At 69.8% G+C, this 18,512-nt stretch carries 21 protein-coding genes and 1 riboswitch; of the genes, 12 read left to right on the forward strand and 9 right to left on the reverse strand.

Annotated elements, in window-relative coordinates; genetic code table 11:
* The first annotated feature begins 33 nt into the window (after positions 1–33).
* The 6 genes from proC (at position 34) to FNM00_RS01805 (ending at position 4,592) form a co-directional block, all read left to right on the forward strand.
* Entirely contained in the window at positions 34–852 is an 819-nt protein-coding gene (gene proC, locus FNM00_RS01780) for a pyrroline-5-carboxylate reductase (RefSeq protein WP_246065025.1), read from the forward strand.
* Complete coding sequence (locus tag FNM00_RS01785; protein ID WP_143911297.1) at positions 849–2,036, forward strand: acetoin utilization protein AcuC; 1,188 nt, start codon at positions 849–851, stop codon at positions 2,034–2,036. The genes proC and FNM00_RS01785 overlap by 4 nt, the downstream gene beginning before the upstream one ends.
* An 88-nt stretch (positions 2,037–2,124) precedes the next feature.
* Complete coding sequence (locus tag FNM00_RS01790) at positions 2,125–2,310, forward strand: helix-turn-helix domain-containing protein (protein ID WP_143911298.1); 186 nt, start codon at positions 2,125–2,127, stop codon at positions 2,308–2,310.
* Positions 2,311–2,376: 66 nt separating this feature from the next.
* A complete protein-coding gene (locus FNM00_RS01795; RefSeq protein ID WP_012359487.1) occupies positions 2,377–2,478 on the forward strand; it encodes a 30S ribosomal protein bS22 in 102 nt (33 codons plus the stop codon).
* Positions 2,479–2,490: 12 nt separating this feature from the next.
* Positions 2,491–3,465 (forward strand): NAD-dependent epimerase/dehydratase family protein, encoded by a 975-nt coding sequence (locus FNM00_RS01800; protein ID WP_143911299.1) that lies wholly within the window; start codon positions 2,491–2,493, stop codon positions 3,463–3,465.
* Positions 3,462–4,592, forward strand: a complete 1,131-nt coding sequence (locus FNM00_RS01805) for a lysophospholipid acyltransferase family protein (protein ID WP_143911300.1) — start codon at positions 3,462–3,464, stop codon at positions 4,590–4,592. Before FNM00_RS01800 ends, FNM00_RS01805 begins: the two co-directional genes overlap by 4 nt.
* Before the next feature lie 164 nt (positions 4,593–4,756).
* On the opposite strand, the gene FNM00_RS01810 is transcribed toward FNM00_RS01805, so the two are convergent.
* Genes FNM00_RS01810 through FNM00_RS01820 form a run of 3 tightly spaced genes read right to left on the reverse strand, consistent with a single transcriptional unit; the run spans position 4,757 to position 7,561 of the window.
* Positions 4,757–5,875, reverse strand: coding sequence for a DUF5667 domain-containing protein (locus FNM00_RS01810; RefSeq protein ID WP_143911301.1), 1,119 nt, complete (start codon positions 5,873–5,875; stop codon positions 4,757–4,759).
* A gap of 56 nt (positions 5,876–5,931) precedes the next feature.
* A complete protein-coding gene (locus FNM00_RS01815) occupies positions 5,932–6,627 on the reverse strand; it encodes a sigma-70 family RNA polymerase sigma factor (protein WP_143911302.1) in 696 nt (231 codons plus the stop codon).
* A gap of 49 nt (positions 6,628–6,676) precedes the next feature.
* Complete coding sequence (locus tag FNM00_RS01820) at positions 6,677–7,561, reverse strand: HAD family hydrolase (protein WP_143911303.1); 885 nt, start codon at positions 7,559–7,561, stop codon at positions 6,677–6,679.
* Positions 7,562–7,613: 52 nt separating this feature from the next.
* Between FNM00_RS01820 and FNM00_RS01825 the strand changes: the two genes are divergently transcribed.
* On the forward strand, positions 7,614–9,149 hold the full coding sequence (locus FNM00_RS01825; RefSeq protein ID WP_143911304.1) for a class I adenylate-forming enzyme family protein: 1,536 nt from the start codon (positions 7,614–7,616) through the stop codon (positions 9,147–9,149).
* Positions 9,146–9,397 carry a glutaredoxin family protein gene (locus FNM00_RS01830; protein WP_246065026.1) on the forward strand — a complete coding sequence of 84 codons (252 nt, stop codon included), beginning with the start codon at positions 9,146–9,148 and terminating at the stop codon, positions 9,395–9,397. The genes FNM00_RS01825 and FNM00_RS01830 overlap by 4 nt, the downstream gene beginning before the upstream one ends.
* Before the next feature lie 159 nt (positions 9,398–9,556).
* Here FNM00_RS01830 and FNM00_RS01835 read toward each other — a convergent pair whose 3' ends face one another.
* Together FNM00_RS01835 and FNM00_RS01840 are read right to left on the reverse strand one after the other, a co-directional pair.
* The gene (locus FNM00_RS01835) at positions 9,557–10,255 is read right to left on the reverse strand and encodes a hypothetical protein (protein ID WP_143911305.1); all 699 of its coding nucleotides are present in this window, start codon (positions 10,253–10,255) and stop codon (positions 9,557–9,559) included.
* A 186-nt stretch (positions 10,256–10,441) separates the two neighbouring features.
* Complete coding sequence (locus FNM00_RS01840) at positions 10,442–11,800, reverse strand: cryptochrome/photolyase family protein (RefSeq protein ID WP_143911306.1); 1,359 nt, start codon at positions 11,798–11,800, stop codon at positions 10,442–10,444.
* Positions 11,801–11,875: 75 nt separating this feature from the next.
* Here FNM00_RS01840 and FNM00_RS01845 point away from each other — a divergent pair, with 75 nt between their 5' ends.
* Both FNM00_RS01845 and sigJ read left to right on the forward strand, forming a co-directional pair.
* Positions 11,876–12,565: an iron-dependent transcriptional repressor DtxR gene (locus tag FNM00_RS01845; RefSeq protein WP_143911307.1), complete on the forward strand. Its 690-nt coding sequence runs from the start codon at positions 11,876–11,878 to the stop codon at positions 12,563–12,565.
* Between the two features lie 7 nt (positions 12,566–12,572).
* Positions 12,573–13,493 (forward strand): RNA polymerase sigma factor SigJ, encoded by a 921-nt coding sequence (gene sigJ, locus FNM00_RS01850; protein WP_143911308.1) that lies wholly within the window; start codon positions 12,573–12,575, stop codon positions 13,491–13,493.
* On the opposite strand, the gene FNM00_RS01855 is transcribed toward sigJ, so the two are convergent.
* Positions 13,426–14,010 carry a carboxymuconolactone decarboxylase family protein gene (locus FNM00_RS01855; protein ID WP_143911309.1) on the reverse strand — a complete coding sequence of 195 codons (585 nt, stop codon included), beginning with the start codon at positions 14,008–14,010 and terminating at the stop codon, positions 13,426–13,428. The two genes, sigJ and FNM00_RS01855, sit on opposite strands and share 68 nt — an antisense overlap.
* Before the next feature lie 75 nt (positions 14,011–14,085).
* Positions 14,086–15,375 (reverse strand): SAM-dependent methyltransferase, encoded by a 1,290-nt coding sequence (locus FNM00_RS01860; RefSeq protein ID WP_143911310.1) that lies wholly within the window; start codon positions 15,373–15,375, stop codon positions 14,086–14,088.
* Between the two features lie 65 nt (positions 15,376–15,440).
* On the opposite strand from FNM00_RS01860, the gene FNM00_RS01865 reads away from it, so the two are divergent.
* Positions 15,441–15,938: a PGPGW domain-containing protein gene (locus tag FNM00_RS01865; RefSeq protein ID WP_143911311.1), complete on the forward strand. Its 498-nt coding sequence runs from the start codon at positions 15,441–15,443 to the stop codon at positions 15,936–15,938.
* Here the strand turns inward: FNM00_RS01865 and FNM00_RS01870 are convergent.
* Together FNM00_RS01870 and FNM00_RS01875 are read right to left on the reverse strand one after the other, a co-directional pair.
* A complete protein-coding gene (locus tag FNM00_RS01870; protein ID WP_143911312.1) occupies positions 15,881–16,873 on the reverse strand; it encodes a DNA topoisomerase IB in 993 nt (330 codons plus the stop codon). The two genes, FNM00_RS01865 and FNM00_RS01870, sit on opposite strands and share 58 nt — an antisense overlap.
* 1 nt (position 16,874) lies before the next feature.
* Entirely contained in the window at positions 16,875–17,963 is a 1,089-nt protein-coding gene (locus FNM00_RS01875) for an acyltransferase family protein (RefSeq protein WP_185972919.1), read from the reverse strand.
* 78 nt (positions 17,964–18,041) lie between these two features.
* A riboswitch (guanidine-III (ykkC-III) riboswitch) is annotated at positions 18,042–18,105 on the forward strand.
* Between the two features lie 9 nt (positions 18,106–18,114).
* Here FNM00_RS01875 and FNM00_RS01880 point away from each other — a divergent pair.
* Positions 18,115–18,435: a DMT family transporter gene (locus tag FNM00_RS01880; protein WP_143911314.1), complete on the forward strand. Its 321-nt coding sequence runs from the start codon at positions 18,115–18,117 to the stop codon at positions 18,433–18,435.
* Positions 18,436–18,512 lie beyond the last annotated feature (77 nt).

Here is an 18,512-nt window from a genome sequence, read left to right on the forward strand (position 1 = left end):
CCGTCGCTCGGGGCGTGATACTAGTCTCAGAGCATGAGCGATCTCATGTCTGGACTGCGCATCTCGGTGATCGGCGGAGGCGTGATGGGCGAGACGCTCATCTCCGCCTGGCGGGCGTCCGGCGTCCAGGACATCGCCGTCAGCGAACCGCGAGCGGAGCGAGCCGCCGAGCTCGTCGAGCGTTACGACATCACCAGCGCCGATGCCGAGACGGCCGTGACCGGCGCCAACGTGATCGTCCTCGCCGTCAAGCCGCACCACGTCGCCGAGGTGGCCGAGCAGATCGCCGGATCCGTGCGCTCCGATGCCGTGATCGTGTCCGTCGCCGCCGGCGTCACCACTGCCACCATGGAGAGCCGCCTTCCCGACGGCATCGCCGTCGTGCGGGCCATGCCCAACACCCCCGCGGTCATCGGGCAGGGCATGTTCGGAGTCTCGCCGGGATCGAGTGTCAGCTCCGAGCAGCTCGACCTCGTCGTGGAGCTGCTCGAGGGCGCCGGGAAGGTCGCGGTCGTCGACGAGAGCCAGCAGGACGCCGTGACGGCCGTCTCCGGCTCCGGCCCCGCGTACGTCTTCTATCTCGCCGAGGCCATGATCGACGGCGGTGTCGCGGCCGGTCTCGACGAGCCGACAGCCCGCCGGCTGGCCCAGCAGACCCTCCTCGGCGCCTCGGCCCTCCTCGCGGGCAGCGAGGAGTCGCCCGCCGAGCTCCGTCGCCGCGTCACGTCGCCCAACGGCACCACCCACGCCGCGATCACCACCTTCGACGAGCAGGGTGCCGGCGACGCCCTGCGCGCCGGCGTCGCCGCCTGCGCCGCACGCGCCCACGAGCTGTCCCAGGACGGGTCATGACGCAGCCGGAGTCGGATCGAGCCGCCGTCGTCTTCGACGAGCGGCTGACCGATTACGACTTCGGCCCCTCGCACCCGATGGCCCCGGTGCGGGTCAAGCTGACGATGCGCCTGGCCGAGGAGCTCGGGGTGCTCGACCACCTCGACATCGTGGGCGCCAGCTCCTGCACCGAGGACCAACTCGCCGAGGTGCACACCCCGCAGTACATCGAGAAGGTCCTCAAGCTCAGCAAGCACCCCACCCACGCTGACCCGTCCATCGGCCTCGGTACGGAGGACAATCCGCTGTTCGCCGGCATGCACGAGGCCAGCTCGCTCATCGCGGGAGCCAGCGCCGAGGCCGCGCGCCTGGTGTGGACCGGGGAGCGTCGCCGCGCCATCAACGTGAGCGGCGGCCTGCACCACGCCATGCCGGGCCGCGCGAGCGGCTTCTGCATCTACAACGATGTCGCCGTCGGCATCCGCTGGCTGCTCGACCACGGGGCGACCAAGATCGTCTACATCGATGTCGACGCCCATCACGGTGACGGCGTGCAGGCGATGTTCTATCACGATCCGCGGGTGCTCACGATCTCGCTGCACGAGTCGCCGCAGACGCTCTTCCCGGGCACCGGCTACTCGACGGAGATCGGCGCCAAGGGGGCCGAAGGATCGGCGGTCAACGTCCCGCTGCCGCCCGGCACGTCCGATGCGGGATGGTTGCGCGCCTTCCACGCGGTCGTCCCGGCGATCGTGCGCGAGTTCGATCCAGAGATCATCGTCAGCCAGCACGGCTGCGATTCCCACATGGACGATCCGCTCACCAACCTCATGCTCAGCGTCGACGGGCAGCGCGCCTCCTATCTCGCGGTGCGTGACCTCGCCGACGAGGTCACCGGAGGCAAGTGGATCGCCACCGGAGGAGGCGGCTACGCGGTCATCGACGTCGTCCCGCGGGCCTGGGCGCACCTGCTGTCCATCGTCTCGGGACGGGAGCTCGACCCACAGGTGGCGACACCGGAGCACTGGCGTGCCGAGGTCGAACGCCTGCGAGGCCAGCCCGCACCGGCCCGGATGACCGACGGGCGCCGAGCGGCGTTCCGTGCCTGGGAGGAGGGCTACGACCCGGCCAGCTGGCTCGATCGGTCGATCAATGCCACGCGCACCGAGGTCTTCCCGCTGCTCGGGCTCGACCCGCTGTACTGAGTCCCGCACTCCCAGATGAGACGTTCGCTTTAACTGTTCCCCGGTTCTCCACTAGGCTCGACCCACCCCCTCACGAGGATGGTGTCCGATGGCACAAGAACCGAAGTTCCTGACGGTGGCTGAGGTCGCCGAGCAGATGCGTGTGTCCAAGATGACGGTCTACCGCCTCGTCCACTCCGGTGAGCTCGCCGCCGTACGCGTCGGTCGCTCCTTCCGGGTGACCGAGAAGGCGCTGCGCGAGTATCTGGAGAAGTCCTTCTATCAGGCCGGATGAGGGGAGCTTGCCGGTGCGTCGTATCCTGAAGCGATCGTTCTTTTCCCAACCGACCAAAGGTGAATCGTGGGTTCTGTCATCAAGAAGCGCCGCAAGCGCATGTCGAAGAAGAAGCACCGCAAGATGCTCAAGCGCACGCGCGTCCAGCGTCGCAAGCTCGGCAAGTAAGAGCACGACCCGATGAGCAGGGTCGTCCTCGTCACGGGTGTCGCCGATGGTGCGGTGGCCCGGACGGCCCGGCTGATCGCCGAACGGGGTGCGGAGTCCGGCATCGAGAAGGTGGTCGGCGTCGACACGACGCTGCCCTCGCACGAGCTGGGCAGCGTCAAGTTCATCCGCGCGGACATCCGCACACCCGTCATCGGCAAGGTGCTCGCCGTGGAGGACGTCGATACCGTCGTCCACCTCGGGGTGGCACCGTCCTCCAGTCGGCTCAAGTCGACCAAGGAGCTCAACGTCATCGGCACGATGCAGGTGCTCGCCGCTTGCCAGCGCAGTGAGACGCTGCGCAAGTTCGTGCTCGGATCGTCCACCGCGGTCTACGGCACCTCGCCGCGCGACCCGGCCGTGTGGTCCGAGTCGGGCACCGCGCGCGGTGGTGTCCGCTCCGGCTATCCCAAGGACACCGTCGAGGTCGAGGGCTACACCCGCGGCTTCGCCCGGCGGCGACCCGATGTGCTGGTGACCATCCTGCGGATGTCCCAGATCCTCTCCCCGCGATCGAGCGCGCCGCTGGCCGCCTACTTCCGTGGTCCGGTGCTGCCCTCGGTGCTCGGCTTCGACCCGCGGCTGCAGTTCCTGCACCTCGCCGACGCGATGGAGGTCGTCCGGCAGGCCGCGAGCCATGATCGTCCGGGTACCTTCAATGTGGCCGGGGACGGCGTCATGCTGCTGTCGCAGTGTGCGCGCCTGCTCGGCAAACCCGCCGTTCCCTTGCCGCCGGTCGGCCTCGGGAGCGCCTTCGCCCGCGTCGCACGCCTCGTCGGAACCGAGACGAGCCCCGACCTGCACCGGCTGCTGACCTACGGACGCGTGGTCGACACTGCCGCCCTGCGGGACATCTTCGGCTACGAGGTCCGCCACTCCACGCGGCAGACCTTCTCCTCTTTCGCGGGCGCTCTGCGTCCCGGTCTCCTGCACGCGGGGGTGCGATGAACGACGACCTGCGCACGATCGGCTCCTCCGGGCGGCCAGGCCGCGGCAACCGGCGCACCTCGCCCTCGGCTGCGGCGCGCGGCCTCGCCGGTGGTGCTCCCGCTGGCCCCGCGCGCAAGAAGAACGCCGGCGAGCGTCCCCGGCTCAGATCCGTGACCGATGACGACGCGGCCGCCGCCGCGGCCGCGGCCGAGGAGACCGCGTCGGGTGCTGGCGGGCGCGACCACGAGCAGCGTGAGCCGCGCCTCGAGGAGCTGCTGAGCGCGCTGCTAGGCGGTGCTCAACGGCTGCTGGGCGAGGACTGGGACGACCGGCTCCACGGCCTCACCGCGGGGCTTGCGCACCGGCTCTCCGGCGACTACGCGATCGACGACTTCGGCTACGATCCCGAGGTCGTCGCCCTGCTCGACCATCTCATCGAGCCGATCGCCGAGAAGTGGTTCCGGCTCGAGGTCCGCGGCATCGAGAACATCCCCGCCGAGGGAGGTGCCCTGCTCGTGGGCAATCACTCGGGCACCGTGCCGATGGACGGTGTCATCACCGGTTTCGCGGTCCGCAAGCACGCGGAACGGTCGCTGCGTCCCCTGGGCGCCGATCTGGTCTTCTCACTGCCCTTCGTCAGCCAGCTCGCCCGCAAGCTCGGAGCGACCCTCGCCTGCGCCGATGACGCCGAACGGCTGCTCACCCGTGGTGAGCTGGCGGCCGTCTGGCCGGAGGGCTTCAAAGGAGTCGGTAAGCCCTACAGCGAGCGCTACAAGCTACAGCGCTTCGGCCGGGGCGGCTTCGTCTCCGCGGCGATGCGCGCACAGGTGCCGATCATCCCGGTGTCGCTCGTGGGGGCGGAGGAGATCTACCCCCTGGTGGGCAATGTCCCCTCGCTCGCGCGGCTGCTCGGCGTCCCGTACCTGCCGATCACGCCCTTCTTCCCGTGGCTCGGTCCGCTGGGGATGGTGCCGTTGCCGAGCAAGTGGATCATCGAGTTCGGTGAGCCGATCCGCACGGATGCCTACCCGGCCGAGGCGGCCGACGATCCGATGCTGCTGTTCAACGTGACCGATCAGGTGCGCGAGACCATCCAGCAGAACCTCTACACGCTGCTCGGCGACCGCGGCAACCCGTTCATCTGAGCGAGACCTATGCGCCAGCGGCTGGCGAGGTATCCCGCACCGCCGGGTGAGGGAGCGTCTCAGCCAGGCCCCGTGCACGAAGGATGTGCCTTGGTGGTCGCTATGACAACCGCAGAGGCACATCCTGCGTCGCTCCGCGGTGCGCGAACACACGAGAACGAAGGTCAGCGGCGCAGCCCGAGCACGCCCAGGACGCTCGGCACGAGGCCTTCCTGGCGGTCGTCGCCCAGGACCGCCCCGACGACCGGCGACAGCACGTCACCGACGCTGGAGGGCGGTTTGGCCTCGGGGAGCGCGATGATCGGCAGGCTCTCGATGGGCGGAGCCGTGGTCCGCGGCCGAGGCTGCTCCGAGGAGCCGGTGTCCCCGCCGCTCGGGGAACCCCCGCGGGTGGTGGTGCCGGGCTCGCCGGTGGCATCGGACTGCCGGCCGGGCTCGCCGCCGTCCTCGGTCCCCGCGGCGGGTCCGCCCTCGACGAGAGTGCGCTGAACATCCGAGAGCAGGTCGTCGACGGACTCGGCGACGCGCTCGGTGTCCCCGGTGCACTCGGGACACGCGGTCCCGATGTCGACGCCCAGATCCGCGAGCGTGCGGACCGCGCGCTCGGCGCTGCCCCGATCGGCGGGTGCCAGGCGCTCCAGCAGCGCATTGATCCGCACCGTGGAGTCCTCGGCGAAGGCGGCGACATAGTCCGCATCGGCTGGATCGACCTGACGTCCCGCGGTGCCCAGCAGGAGTGCGGAGCCGCGCTCGGCGCTGTCGGAGAAGGCATCCAGTGCCGAGCTGACCCGTGTGCGTGCGTTCGTGTTGCTCTGCTGGCCGAGGACCTCGGCCTCTCCCAGTCGCGTGCCGGCCTGCGTGAGGTAGAGCCTCCCGAGGCTCTGGTCGTCGCCGGCGAAGGTGCGCTCGACGCGCTCGGTGCCCATCTTGACCGGATACAGGATGTCGCCGGGGACGGCGCTGGCACTGGCGCTCACCGAGCCGACCAGCGCCAAGGTGGCGGCGACGACGGCCCCCGCCCAGCGGGCCCTGCGTCGTCCAGGGCTGAGGGGCTGGGGCTCGAACACGCGCCGGGGAGGTCCGGCGACCATCGTCTGCCCGGCTGAGGCCAGCAGCTGCTCGCGCAGACCGTCGCGGAAGACCGGATCGGGGTCCGCGGTGGCGCTGACCTCCACCCGCCGCGCCAGCGCCACGAGCGCGCTGACCTCCGCGTCGTCGGGGCGACGACGCGATCCCCAGGCATCGGCGAAGGCCTGGGCGGCGCGGCGGTGGCGGAGGAACACGTGGCGTGGACCTTTCGGATCGTCTGAAGTGATCTAACGACGGGATTCGGCGGAGGTTATGGCTCGGGACGCAGCTCCTGGGGCACGTTCTTGGCGAGATTGCGCAGCGCTCGCAACTGAAGCTGCTTGATGGCCCCCTCGCTTCGGTCGAGCGCCGCGGCGGTCTGGGCGATCGTCATGCCGGACAGGAATCTCATGACGATGCAGTCCCGCTGCTCGGGGGACAGCTCGCTGATCGCGTGATGGAGAGCATGATCGCCGAGATGCACGAGCGCCTCGTCCTCAGAGCTCTCGGCGGCGGGCCCACGCTCCGGTACGACATCGGAGGTCAGCTCCATCCGGACCCGGGCCGACTTGTAGTGGTCGGCGATCAGATTGCGCGCGATGGTGGTGAGCCACGCCCCGAAATCCTTGCCCTGCCAGTTGAACCTGCCGACGGCCTTCATCGCCCGGACGAAGGTGTCGCTCGTGAGATCCTCGGCCAGCTGCCGCGAGCCCACGCGGTAGTAGAGGAAGCGGTACACGGTCGTGACGTAGATGTCGTAGAGCTGGCCGAAAGCCTCGGCATCCCCGGTCCGCGCGAGCTCGACGAGGGCATGGACGCGTTCGGCGTGGGACTCATCGCGGTCCGGGGGAGTCCGCGAGGGCTGACCCGTTCCCGTGCGGGTCTGCGCGAGAGCGATCCAGAGTGCGGACACGTCGAAGGGCGGCGCCAGGACGGCGACGCCGATCGGATGCCTCGCTTCGGTCACGTTTTCCCTCCCGCAACTGCCACGACTCTACGGTCTGACATCGCAGATGTCACGAAAACGAGCGGCGATACAGCCGGCGGCCGAGGGCGACCGTCGTCCACACTGCGAGGACCGCCAGCGCCGCCCTGACACCGGTGAGCGCGAAGCGGCGCCCCACCCGGTAATCGCGGATGAGCCACCCCTGGCCTCGGGCATGGGCCCGGAGGCGGGCATCGGGGTTCACGGCGCACGGATGGCCGACGAGCTCGAGCATCGGGAGATCGTTGCTGGAATCGGAATAGGCGTAGCAGCGATCGAGGTCGAGGCCCTCCGCCGCGGCGAGGCCCCGCACGGCGACGGCCTTGCCCTCGCCATGCAGCATCTCCCCGACGAGGCGCCCGGTGTAGACGCCGTCGACCGACTCGGCCACGGTGCCGAGCGCGCCCGTGAGGCCGAGACGCCGGGCGATCACCTCGGCGATCTCGACCGGGGCGGCGGTGACCAGCCAGACCCGGTGTCCACGATCGAGGTGCCACTGGGCGATCGCCCGGGTGCCCGGCCAGATCCGCATCGCCATGAACTCGTCGAAGACCTCCTCGCCGATCTCGCGGAGCTCGTCGACCCGATGCCCGGCGACGAAGGAGAGGGCGGAGGACCGTGCGTCGTCGATGTGATCGCTGCGCTCACCGCCGACATATTGGAACCACACCTGCTTCCAGACGGCGGCGGCGATATCGCGGGTGGTGAAGAACTCCCTCCGGTGGAGCCCCCGCGCGAGGTGGAAGATCGAGGCGCCCTGCATGATCGTGTTGTCGACATCGAAGAAGGCGGCGGTACGCGGGTCGAGTGCGGGGGCGAGGGCCCGTTCCACCTCCGCCGAGGCGGCGGCCGCCTGTCCCGCCAACACGGAGCGCGCCTGGAGATTGCGCGGGATCTCGCGGCGGCCCGGTGACATGCAGCACAGCGTATCGGGCCGACGAAGACCAGTGGTGTGGTTGACTCGACTCGTGCCCGTGAACTTGAGCGACTACCTGCGCGAAGCGGCCCGCGAGACGCCTGACGCGGTCGCCCTCAGTGAGCCTCGAAGCCGTCGTGAGCTCACCTGGGCGGAGCTCGACGCCTGGGTCGACCGGGTGGCGCAGACCCTCCTCGGACAGGGCCTCGTCGCCGGACATCGCGTGGCCCTGGTGATGACCAACGGCATCGACCTGTGCGTGGCCTATCTGGCGGTCCTACGGGGCGGGCTGGTGGCCGTCCCGATCAATCCGCAGGCGCCCGCGCGCGAGATCGGCCGTGTCGTCGCGGACTGCCAGCCCAAGGTCATCGTCACCGACGCGGCCGCCGCCGCGCAGGTGCGCCAGGCGGACACCACCGGCGCGCTCATCGCCGTGCATCGGGTCGCGCCCGAGGCCGGGGAGCTGACCTTCGATGCACTACAGGAGCGGCGATCCGGTCAGGTGCCGATGGCACCGCCCGATGCCGAGTCCCTGGCCGTGGTGCTCTACACCTCCGGTGCCTCCGCCCTGCCTCGCGGCGTCCAGCTGACCCATCGAGCCCTGATCGCCAATATCGAGCAGGTCGGGCGCATCGAGCCCCCGGTGATCGGCCCGGGCGACGTGGTGCTCGGGCTGCTGCCGCTCTTCCACGTCTACGGTCTGAACGCGGTCCTCGGGCAGGCGCTCCGGGAACGGGCCCGGGTGGTGCTGGTCGAGAGCTTCGATCCCGATGCCGTGCTCCGCCTCATCGCCGACGAGCGGATCACGGTCCTTCCGGTGGCGCCGCCGGTCATCTCGGCCTGGGCGCGACACGAGAACGTACGCGAAGCCCTCGCTGGTGCCCGCGTGGTGCTGTCCGGTGCAGCAGCCCTCGACCCCGACCTCGCGCTGCGCTTCGAGGAGGTGTCCGGTCATCGGGTCGAGCAGGGCTACGGACTGACGGAGGCGAGCCCCGTCGTCACCACGACGCTCGTCGACATCGAGGCGCCCCGCGAGCCCTACACGGTCGGTTGGCCGGTGCCCGGCGTCGAGGTGGAGGTCCGCGACTCGCTCGGTCAGCAGGCCGATCCCGGCGACCCGGCGCAGGTGTGGATCCGCGGCGACAATCTCTTCTCTGGCTACTGGCCCGACGGCGCGGGCGGCCCGGGCGATGACGGCTGGTACGCCACCGGCGATATCGGCATCATCGACGCCCACGGTGCGCTGGCACTCGTCGACCGGCTGCGGGAGATCGTCATCGTGTCGGGGTTCAACGTGTACCCGACCGAAGTGGAGGAGATCGTGGCCCACACCCAGGGCGTCGCCCAGGTCGCCGTCGTCGGGATGCCCGATGAGCACACGGGTGAGGCCGTGGTGGCCTTCGTGGTGCCCGAGGAGGAGACCGCCGACGAGCAGGGGCTCATCGAGGCGGTCGAAGCGGTGTGTCGCGAGAATCTCGCGCGCTTCAAGCGGCCGACTCGTATCGTCGTCGCCGCGGGCCTGCCCCATTCGCCGACCGGCAAGGTGGCCAAGGGGCGTCTGCGCGAGCTCGCCCGGGAGACGCCGTGACCGGCGGGGCCGGACCGCGCGTGGTGGTCTACACCCGCGAGGGATGTCATCTGTGCGAGGCCGCCGAGGCCCAGGTGGCCGCGGTGGTGGCCGAGACGGGCGACGGGTGGGAGCGGATCGACATCGATGCCGACCCCGAGCTCGTGCGGCGCTTCGGCGAGCAGGTGCCCGTCACCTTCGTCGACGGCCGCCAGCACGACTTCTGGCGCGTCGACCCCGATCGGCTGCGGGCGGCTTTGGCCCGCTGACCGTTCAGCCGAGCCTTCAGTCGGCGGCAAGCGGCGACCTACGCACCTCTCTGCGAGCCAGCGGTGACGAAGCATCGATCGCGGCTCGGTCGACCGACCCCGCGACGCTGTCTAAGAGGGCAAAGGCCAAGCGTTCGCGTTCGACAGCAGAGGGCACCACTAGCCGAGGTCGATCTCGATCCAGACCTGCTCGGCGCGGCCGACGAGCTGCGCTTCAGGGGTGTAGAGCGCCGTCGAGGTGAAGAACTTGCGGCCCTCGCGGCGATCGAGCTGTCCCACCGCGTGGTAGCGCTGACCGGCCGCCGGTACCGCGTAGACCTCCGCCGTCATGGTGCCGAGGAGCATGGGCTGCTGGGAGAAGTCCGCCGCCCACCCCCCGGGGCAGTCGAGGGCCGCCCACGTCACCGGTTCGTCGATCGCGCCGTTCTCTCCCGCGAAACCTGCGTGAGCGTCCCAGGGGGCGGCGGTCAGCCCGTCGCCGATCGGGCCGGAGAAGATGCGCAGTCCGTCGCCCTCGCCGCGCTGCGTTCCGCAGGTGAAGCAGAGATCGAAGGGATGGTGTTCGAATCCGGGATATCCGGCCGCACCGGCCGCGATCTCCTCTGCCGAGGCGAAGCGCGGCGCGTCCCGCAGGAACCCACCGGGACGGGCATGCCCGACGAGGGCACCGCCGTGGGTGACGAGGCGGACCTCATCGTGGTCGTGCTCGTAGGTGAGCGGTGTGTCCAGCGGCGGCGGCGTCGTGAGCCGCACCTCCACCGGACCGTCGTGCTCGATGCCCGCGGCGATCACTCCGCTGGCATAGCCTCCGTTGCCCGAACCGGGGGGACCGTTGAACTGCCGCGCGATCGTCACCATGTCCTCACCGTAACGGTCGGCGGGGGCGCCCGGTCGTCCCCCTTCCGGCGGTAGCTGGTCAACGTCACGCCGGCGATCGGCCGGGACGGAGGTAGAACGTCAACCTCATCGCGCCTCGATAACGTTGCCGATCTACCGCTGCACGAGACGTGAGGTTGATGGCCTACCGCTACTGGCGGGCTGCGGCTATCGGGTGAGGGCCTCGAAGCGGCGGAGGGCCTCGAAGCGGCGGAGGGCCTCCCGCCGCTCCTCCGCATGATCGACCAGGGGAGCGGGATAGTCCTGCGGCGGGTCGGCCATCGTCCACGGCTCGTGCACGGCGGGCGCGGACACGCCGGCCAGCTCGGGCACCCACCGCCGGATGTAGGCGCCGTCGGGATCGAACTTCTTGCTCTGTGTGACCGGGTTGAAGACCCGGAAGAAGGGCGATGCGTCCGTCCCGCAGCCGGCGACCCACTGCCAGCCGTGCTGATTGGACGCGAGATCGGCATCGACCAGGCGGTCCAGGAAGTGCGCCGCGCCATGGGTCCACTCCAGATGGAGGTCCTTGACCAGGAAGCTCGCGACGATCATGCGGACCCGATTGTGCATCCACCCCTCCGCCAGGAGTTGACGCATCCCGGCGTCGACGATCGGGAAGCCGGTCTCGCCGCGCTTCCACGCCTCGAGGTCGTCCGCGGGCTCGTCGTACTGGAGATGCTCGAAGCGCCGGTCGTAGTAGCCGAAGGCCGAGTCGGGACGCTGGTGGAGGATATCGGCGTAGAACTCGCGGAAGGCGAGCTCGCGCCGGTACGCGGCGGCTCCGTCCGAGCCCAGCGGCGCCAGGTCGGCCAGCATCGTTCGCGGGTGGATGCTGCCCCACTTCAGGTGGACGGACATGCGCGAGGTCGTGTCGAGGCCCGGATGGTCGCGCTCGTCGGCGTAGTCCGTGACGTGGTCCTCGAGCCAGCGGCGCCAGTGCTCGCGTGCGGCCCGTTCGCCGATGGGAGGCAAGGTCACATCCTCCGGCACCCCGGCCTCGGGGATCCGGTGAGTACGGCCCTCCGGTCTCAGCCAGGGCACATCGCGTACCGCGGGTGCCGGATCGCGCCAGCCGTGATCGAGCCATCCCTTGTAGAAGGGCGTGAAGACCCGGTAGCCCTCGCCGTCGCCCTTGACCACCCGGCCGGGCGAGACGGCATAGGCCGATCCCGTGCGCACCAGCGGCACGTCGAGCGCCTTCTCGACCCTGTCGTCCCGGCTCGTGCCGTAGGGCGTGAAGGACGCCGACACGTGCACGCTGTCCGCTCCGGCCGCGTGAGCGACACGCGGGACCTCGCGCTCCGGAGGGCCGTGCACGACATGCAGTCCGCCGATGCGCTCGTCGAACTCGGACAGCAGCCGCGAGAGGTACGCCGTACGCACACCAGCTCCCCGTCCCCACAATCGGTCGTCGAGCACGTAGAGGGGAACCACCCCGTCCGGACCGGCCGCGACGGCCTCTCGCAACGCCGGCTGGTCTATCAGCCGCAGGTCGCCACGGAACCACATCACGGAGGTCGTCATCGCTCCATCGTCGTGCCGGGCCGCTGTGTTCGCACATCGGAACACGCTGTCGGTGGGACGTGGAACAATGGAGGGGTGAGCGACCTGATCGATACCACTGAGATGTATCTGCGCACCATCTTCGAGCTGGAGGAAGAGGGCATCGTGCCGCTGCGTGCCCGGATCGCCGAGCGCCTCCACCAGAGCGGGCCCACGGTGAGTCAGACCGTGGCCCGGATGGAGCGCGACGGCCTGCTCACCGTCGAGGGCGACCGTCACCTGGAGCTGTCGGAGAAGGGCCGTGCACTCGCCACCCGCGTGATGCGCAAGCACCGTCTCGCCGAGCGTCTGCTCACCGATGTGATCGGGCTGGAGATCGAGTACGTCCACGACGAGGCCTGCCGGTGGGAACACGTGATCTCCGAGCAAGTCGAGCGCCGGCTCATCGACCTGCTCCAGCAGCCCACCGAGTCGCCCTACGGCAACCCGATCCCCGGTCTCGCGGAGCTGGGTCAGGAGGTCGGGGAGGCGGACTTCCTCGCGGGTGTGCAGACACTGCCCAAGGCCATCGCCGGATCGTCGGAGCCGACGCGCCTGGTGGTGCGACGCATCGCCGAGGAGTTGCAGAAGGACACCGCGGTGATGTCGGTCCTTCGGCGCGTCGGCGCCCTTCCGGGTAACGACATCCTCGCATCGGCCGGGCACGACGGTGTCGTCGTCGCTCGCCAGGGGGAGACGGCCGAGATCGACACCGAGGCGGCCCAGCACCTGTTCGTCTCGAACTGATCGCCCGGTGTCCGGTGAGCTCGCCGCGTTCGAGGCTGAACGTGCGCGGCTCCTCGGGCTCGCGTACCGGCTGACGGGGAGCGTCGTCGATGCCGAGGACGTCCTCCAGGACGCCTGGCTCCGCTATGCCGCCGCTGACGGCATCGAACGCCCCGCCGCCTGGCTGACCACCATCGTCACGCGGCTGTGTCTCGACCACCTCGGTGCGGCGAGTCGCCGACGCGAGACCTACGCCGGCACCTGGCTTCCCGAGCCGATCGTCACCGAGCCGCACGACCCGGCCGATCTGGCCGTCGTCGCCGACGAGGTCCGCTACGCCGGACTCGTCCTGCTCGACCGGCTCCCGGCGGATCAGCGGGTCGCCTTCGTCCTGCACGATGTCTTCGACATTCCGTTCGCGCAGATCGCCGAGATCCTCGGCACCACGGCGGCGAACGCCCGGCAGCTGGCGAGTCGGGGACGACGGACGATGGCCGAGGCGCCGCGCGAGTCCCCGGCGGCGGAGCATCGGGCAGCGGTCGAGGGACTGCTGCGGGCGCTGGAGCGCGGCGACGCCGCGGGGGTCGCGGAGGCCCTGCATTCGGACGTGACCGCCTATGGCGACTCCGGCGGTCTGACCCCCACGGCGGGCCGTCCGGTCGTCGGACCCGAGCAGGTAGCGCGCTTCTTCCAGGGACTCGTGCGCCTGTACGGCGACGAGCGACTCGGCGCGATGCGGCTAGTGGAGGTCAACGGCCGGCTGGGACTCGTCACGCCGGGTACCGACGGCCGCTTCCCGGCCCGGGTGGCCGCCTTCAGCGTGGTCGAGGGGCGGGTGATCGGCACCTACGATGTGGCCCACCCGGACAAGCTCCGCGGTGTCAGGCTTGCGGACTGGCATCCCACGGCACCCGACACGCCGAGCCGTCGGAGAAGCCCTGGCCGGTGATGCCCAGGGCGTGGTTCATGCGCGCACGCTGGTTCTCGTGGGCGATCTGGTAGACGAGGTCCAGCACCCCGCGGTCGCCCAGTCGGTCCCGCAGAGGGGTCAGCAGCTCCGTCGCCTCGGCGGGCGGCGTGGCCGTCATCGCATCGGAGAGACGGATCACCTGTCGCTCGAGCTCCGTATAGGCCGGCGACGTCTCGAAGTCGTCGATCTCGCGCAGCCGGACGGTGTCCAGTCCGTCGAGACGTTGCAGCATCGCGCCGAAGTCGACACACCAGGAACAGCCCACGGTCCAGGCCGTGCGGTAGACGGCGAGCTGAACGAGGGCGCTCGGGGCAGCGCCGGTCGCGCGTTCGAGGGCAAGCTCGTGGACGAGATTCGTCCACAGCAGTCCGGTGTGCCGCGCCGCCACCGCGAAGGGCTCGGGGACTTCGCCGAACCGGCGACGAGCGATGCGGTACACGAGCCGGGTGAGCGGGTTCGCCTCCGCCGGCCGAAGAGCGGGGATGGTCGGGGTCATGGTGTCCTCCTCGAGATGTCACCTCCTTGACGACACAGCCTGCCCTGATGTGACAGCCAGGACACGACGGCGCCGTCAGCCGAGCCAAGCCAGCGGTGTCGCGGGCATCCCGCTCGACCCGTCGTCGGCGGGCTTGACCAGGAGGAGCTGATCGACACCCATGCGGTTCTGTTCGAAGGCCAGCGCTCCGCCCGCCAGGTAGAGCCGCCACACGCGTGCGGTCTCCTCCCCGAGCAGGTCGACGGCCTGAGACCAGCGGCGTTCCAGGTTGTCCGCCCAGAAGGCCACCGTCCGCGGATAGTGCTCGCGGAGGGCCTGGACATCGCGGATCTCCAGGCCGGCTCCCGCGAAGAGCTCCAGCGTGCGGTGCAGCGGCTTCATATGCATGTCCGGCGCGATGTACGTCTCGATGAAGGGGCCTCCGCCGGGATGCTCACCGGTGCGTGACATCTGCTGCACGAGGGCTCGCCCGCGCGGACGCAGATAGCGGTGGATGGCGCCGGCGAAGTCGACGTACTCCTCGTCTCCGACATGCTCGCCCATCTCGATCGACGAGACCGCGTCGACGCTGCCGGCCTCCAGCGCCAGATCGCGGTAATGGCGCAGGCTCACGTCCACCCGGTCGCCGATGCCCCGCTCGGCGGCGACCGCCGTGACGTGATCGCGCTGCTCGCTGCTGAGCGTCACTCCGGTCACGGTGACCCCGTAGTGCTCGGCGGCGTGCAGTGTCAGCGAGCCCCACCCACAGCCGATGTCCAGCAGACGCATGCCGGGTCGCAGGCCGAGCTTGCGGCACACGAGGTCGAGCTTCGCGCGCTGAGCTTCGGCCAAGGTCATGCCCTCCGCCGAGAAGTAGGCACACGAGTAGGCCATCGTCTCGTCCATGAGCAGGCGATAGAACTCATTGGAGATGTCGTAGTGATGGGAGATCGCGGCACGGTCGCGCTCGGCTGAGTGCACCTCGCCGGTCAGTGCCGACTCGGCCGCCGGGGGAGCGGGGCGAGGGCCGATCGCCCCGAGGCGCAGGGCGAGGACGGCGGCGCGTGCGACGGTACCGGGACGGACGCGGAGCCGCGCCGCGCGTGGATCCCGGGCGCGAGCTTCGTCGACGGCCGACCACACGTGGCGGAGGGCGTCGGCGAGCTCCATCCCCTCGACGTCCAGCTCACCGGTGACGTAGGCGCGCGCCGCCCCCAGCTCGCCGGGCCGGTAGAGCAGATGTCGTACGGCCCGGCGGGAATGGAGCACCACGAGCGGCGCGTCCGCGGGGCCGTGCTCCTGGCCGTTCCAGAGCCGGATCCGTAGGGGCGCCTCGAAGCCGAGGGCGTCGCTGAGCAGTCGGTACACGCGGGAGGCGGAGGACACCCGTCCATCGTCGGGGCAGAGCGTTCTCTTCGCATCTCCTCAGCTTCGCCTGGCATGCTGTCGTCATGGCTTTGCGTCCTCGCCTGCTCGGATGGTTCCACCGCACCGGCAGCGAGGTATTGGGCTGGACGCTGGTAGTGCTGGGACTCTTCATGCTCGTCCTACCCGGTCCGGGACTGCTCGGGCTCGTCGCCGGCGTGGCGTTGCTCGCCCGGCACTATCACTGGGCCCGCCGTTCCTTGGAGCCGCTGCACGCCAGGGCCATCGAGGCGGCCCGGTACGGGGTGGCCACCTGGCCGCGGATCATCCTCAGCGCGCTCGGTGCGGCCTGCGTGTTCGCGGTGGGGGTCGTGTGGTGGTCCGACATCCTCATCCCGGAGTTCTCGGTCTTCGGGCTCGAGTTCGGTCCGCGACTGCCCGCAGGGGGTCCGGTGACGGCCATCGGCATGTTCCTCTCAGCCGCGATCGCCTGGTTCCTGCTGGGCTACAGCGTGTGGAAGTACCGTTACGCGGTGGCCAGGATCGCGAGCAGGTCCCGCTCCGCCGAGGACGTCACCGACTGACCCGGCACGGGGATCCGGTGGCGCGGATCGAGCGTGACGCCCTGCTCGAACAGGTCGACGATCCGCGGATCCACATAGGAGGACTTCGCGATGGCCGGCGTGTTGCCCAGATGCTCGGCCACCTCGCGCATGGCCGCCGGCGCCGCGCGTCGCCGGGACGTGGCCGTGGACGTGTCGGCATGGGCCAGTGAGAGGGCGGCGATGACGGTGCCTCGCCAGGTACGGAAGTCCTTCGCGGAGAAGTCCCCGCGCAGGACCTGCTTGATGTAGTCGTTGACGTGCTCGGCATTGAGATCGTGCCAACCGGAGCCGTCCCGCCATGCCAGCAGCTCCTCGCCGCCGCTGCGGCGCCGCAGCATGGGCAGGAGCGCGTCGGTGATGAGCGGATCGCTGACGGTGACATTGACCTCCTGCCCGGACTTCGCGGCATAGTCGAAGACGAGGCCGTCGGGCGAGGCGTGGACGTGCTCCTTGCGCACGGTGGTCAGGCCGAACGATCCGTTCTCGTCGGCGTAGCGGTCGGAGCCGACGCGGAACATGCCGAGGTCGAGCAGCGCGAAGACGGCGGCCTGCGCCTTCTGCAGTCCTTCGGCCTCGCGAAGCTGGCGACGGACGACGCGTCGCCGACGCAGCAGCGCCTCGGCGAAGTCGAGCATCCCCGCGAACTTCTCCCGGTCGCGATGCTCACACCACGTCGGGTGATAGAGGTACTGCCGGCGCCCGGCATCGTCGGTCCCGGTGGCTTGGAGGTGTCCGTTCTCGACGGGGCAGATCCACACCTCGCTCCAGGCCGGTGGTATGACCAGCTTCTTGCACCGCTCGACGTCGATCCCCGCGAGCGCCCGTCCGTTCTCGTCGAGGTAGCGGAAGCCCCGGCCCTGACGGACCCGTGTCCACCCCGGCATGGACGCCGAGACCCGACGCAGCCGGGTCATCTCAGCGATCCCTCGACGCGGGGACGAGAGAGCGGAGCTGATGCTCGACGGCACGGCGTAGCCGGCCGCTGAAGGGCACGTCGACGCATCGGTAGAGGAGATAGGCCGCGAGGAACACCACGGCGACGGCGGCGAGCATGGCCGGCCACGCGGCCCAGTCGTGGCGATGGAGCACCTCGATGACGTACCAGCCCAGACGCTCGTGGATGAGGTAGAGCGGATAGGTCAGGGCCCCGGCCGTGGTCAGCCACCCCCAGCGGACGTATTGCAGCCGCGTGCACGAGAAGGCCCAGATCATGACCACGCCGAGCAGCAGGATCACCGCGATGATCCCGCCCCTGGCGGTGATGTCGTCCGTTCGCGTCATGAATGCCGCGTACGGGCCGTTGCTCTGGTAGGCCATGAAGGCGAGATTGAAGCCGAGCGCCAGGGTCGTGTCTGGCCGGAACCGGCCGTCGAGGTGGACGAGGTAGAGCACCATGCCGATCGCGAAGAGCGGTGCGTAGTGCGGCATGAGGATCTCGGCGAGGACGTCTCCGCCGTTCTGCTGGGCGAGCGCGCCGAGGACCGGCCAGATCAGGACGAAGGCGAGGATCCGGTGCCGGGTGATGCCGATGAGCATGAACAGGGCGATCAGCACGTAGAACTTGAGCTCCATGTAGAGCGTCCAGTAGATGCCGTCGATATTCTCCGCCCCGAAGGCGGAGTGCACCATCGTGAAGTTGAGCGCCCAGTCGTCCCATCCCAGATCCTCCGCCGGATCGGCGGGGAAGGAGGGACGGAGCGCGAAGACGATGAGGCCGGCGATGAGGACGGCGGCCCAGTACGTCGGGAACAGCCGGCCCACCCGTGAGCCGATGTAGTTCGGCAGATCTCGTCCCCAGGCGGTCATGAGGATGACGAAACCGCTGATCATGAAGAACAGGTAGACGCCGACGGCGGCATAGGTCGTGACGTGGGCGAACCACCCGAAGTCCTCGACCTGGCTCGGGTAGCGGCCCGTGTAGTGATAGAGGATGACCCCGATCGCGGCGGCGATTCTCAGTCCGTCAAGCAGTCTCAGCCGTGGAGCCGGGGTCGTCGTACTCACGATCCGACCCTACGGTCAGCGCCAAGACCGGGCTCGCTGAACGCGAGGCGACCGCGTGGGCCGCGTGTGCCATCCTGGAATCAGGACCTTCCCGGTCCCCGGACGAGGAGAGCCGTACCCGGAGTGCGACAAGACGGCCATCGAGGGAGTGATGGTCGTGTCGTGGCTGATTCTCGTGGTGTCCGGTGTCTTCGAGGCCGTCTGGGCGACGGCGCTCGGCAGGTCCGAGGGGTTCACCCGCCTGGTTCCCACGGTGGTCTTCGGCGTCTCGGTCGTGATCAGCATGGGCGGCCTGGCCTGGGCGATGCGTGATCTGCCGACGGGCACCGCGTACGCGGTCTGGGTCGGAGTCGGCGCGAGCCTGACCGTGATCTATGCGATGGCGACCGGCGTCGAGCCGGTGTCGTTGGCCAAGATCCTGCTGCTGCTCGGCCTCGTGGGCTGCATCATCGGGCTCAAGCTCGTGCAGTGAGCACCGCCGGTGGGCGTGGTCGACGTCATCCTCATCGCGCTTGGCGGGAGGGGCGTCGCGGCGTATGGTTGACAAAG

Origin of the sequence: Aeromicrobium piscarium (assembly GCF_007421815.1) — a bacterium.
Taxonomy (GTDB): Bacteria; Actinomycetota; Actinomycetes; order Propionibacteriales; family Nocardioidaceae; genus Aeromicrobium; species Aeromicrobium piscarium.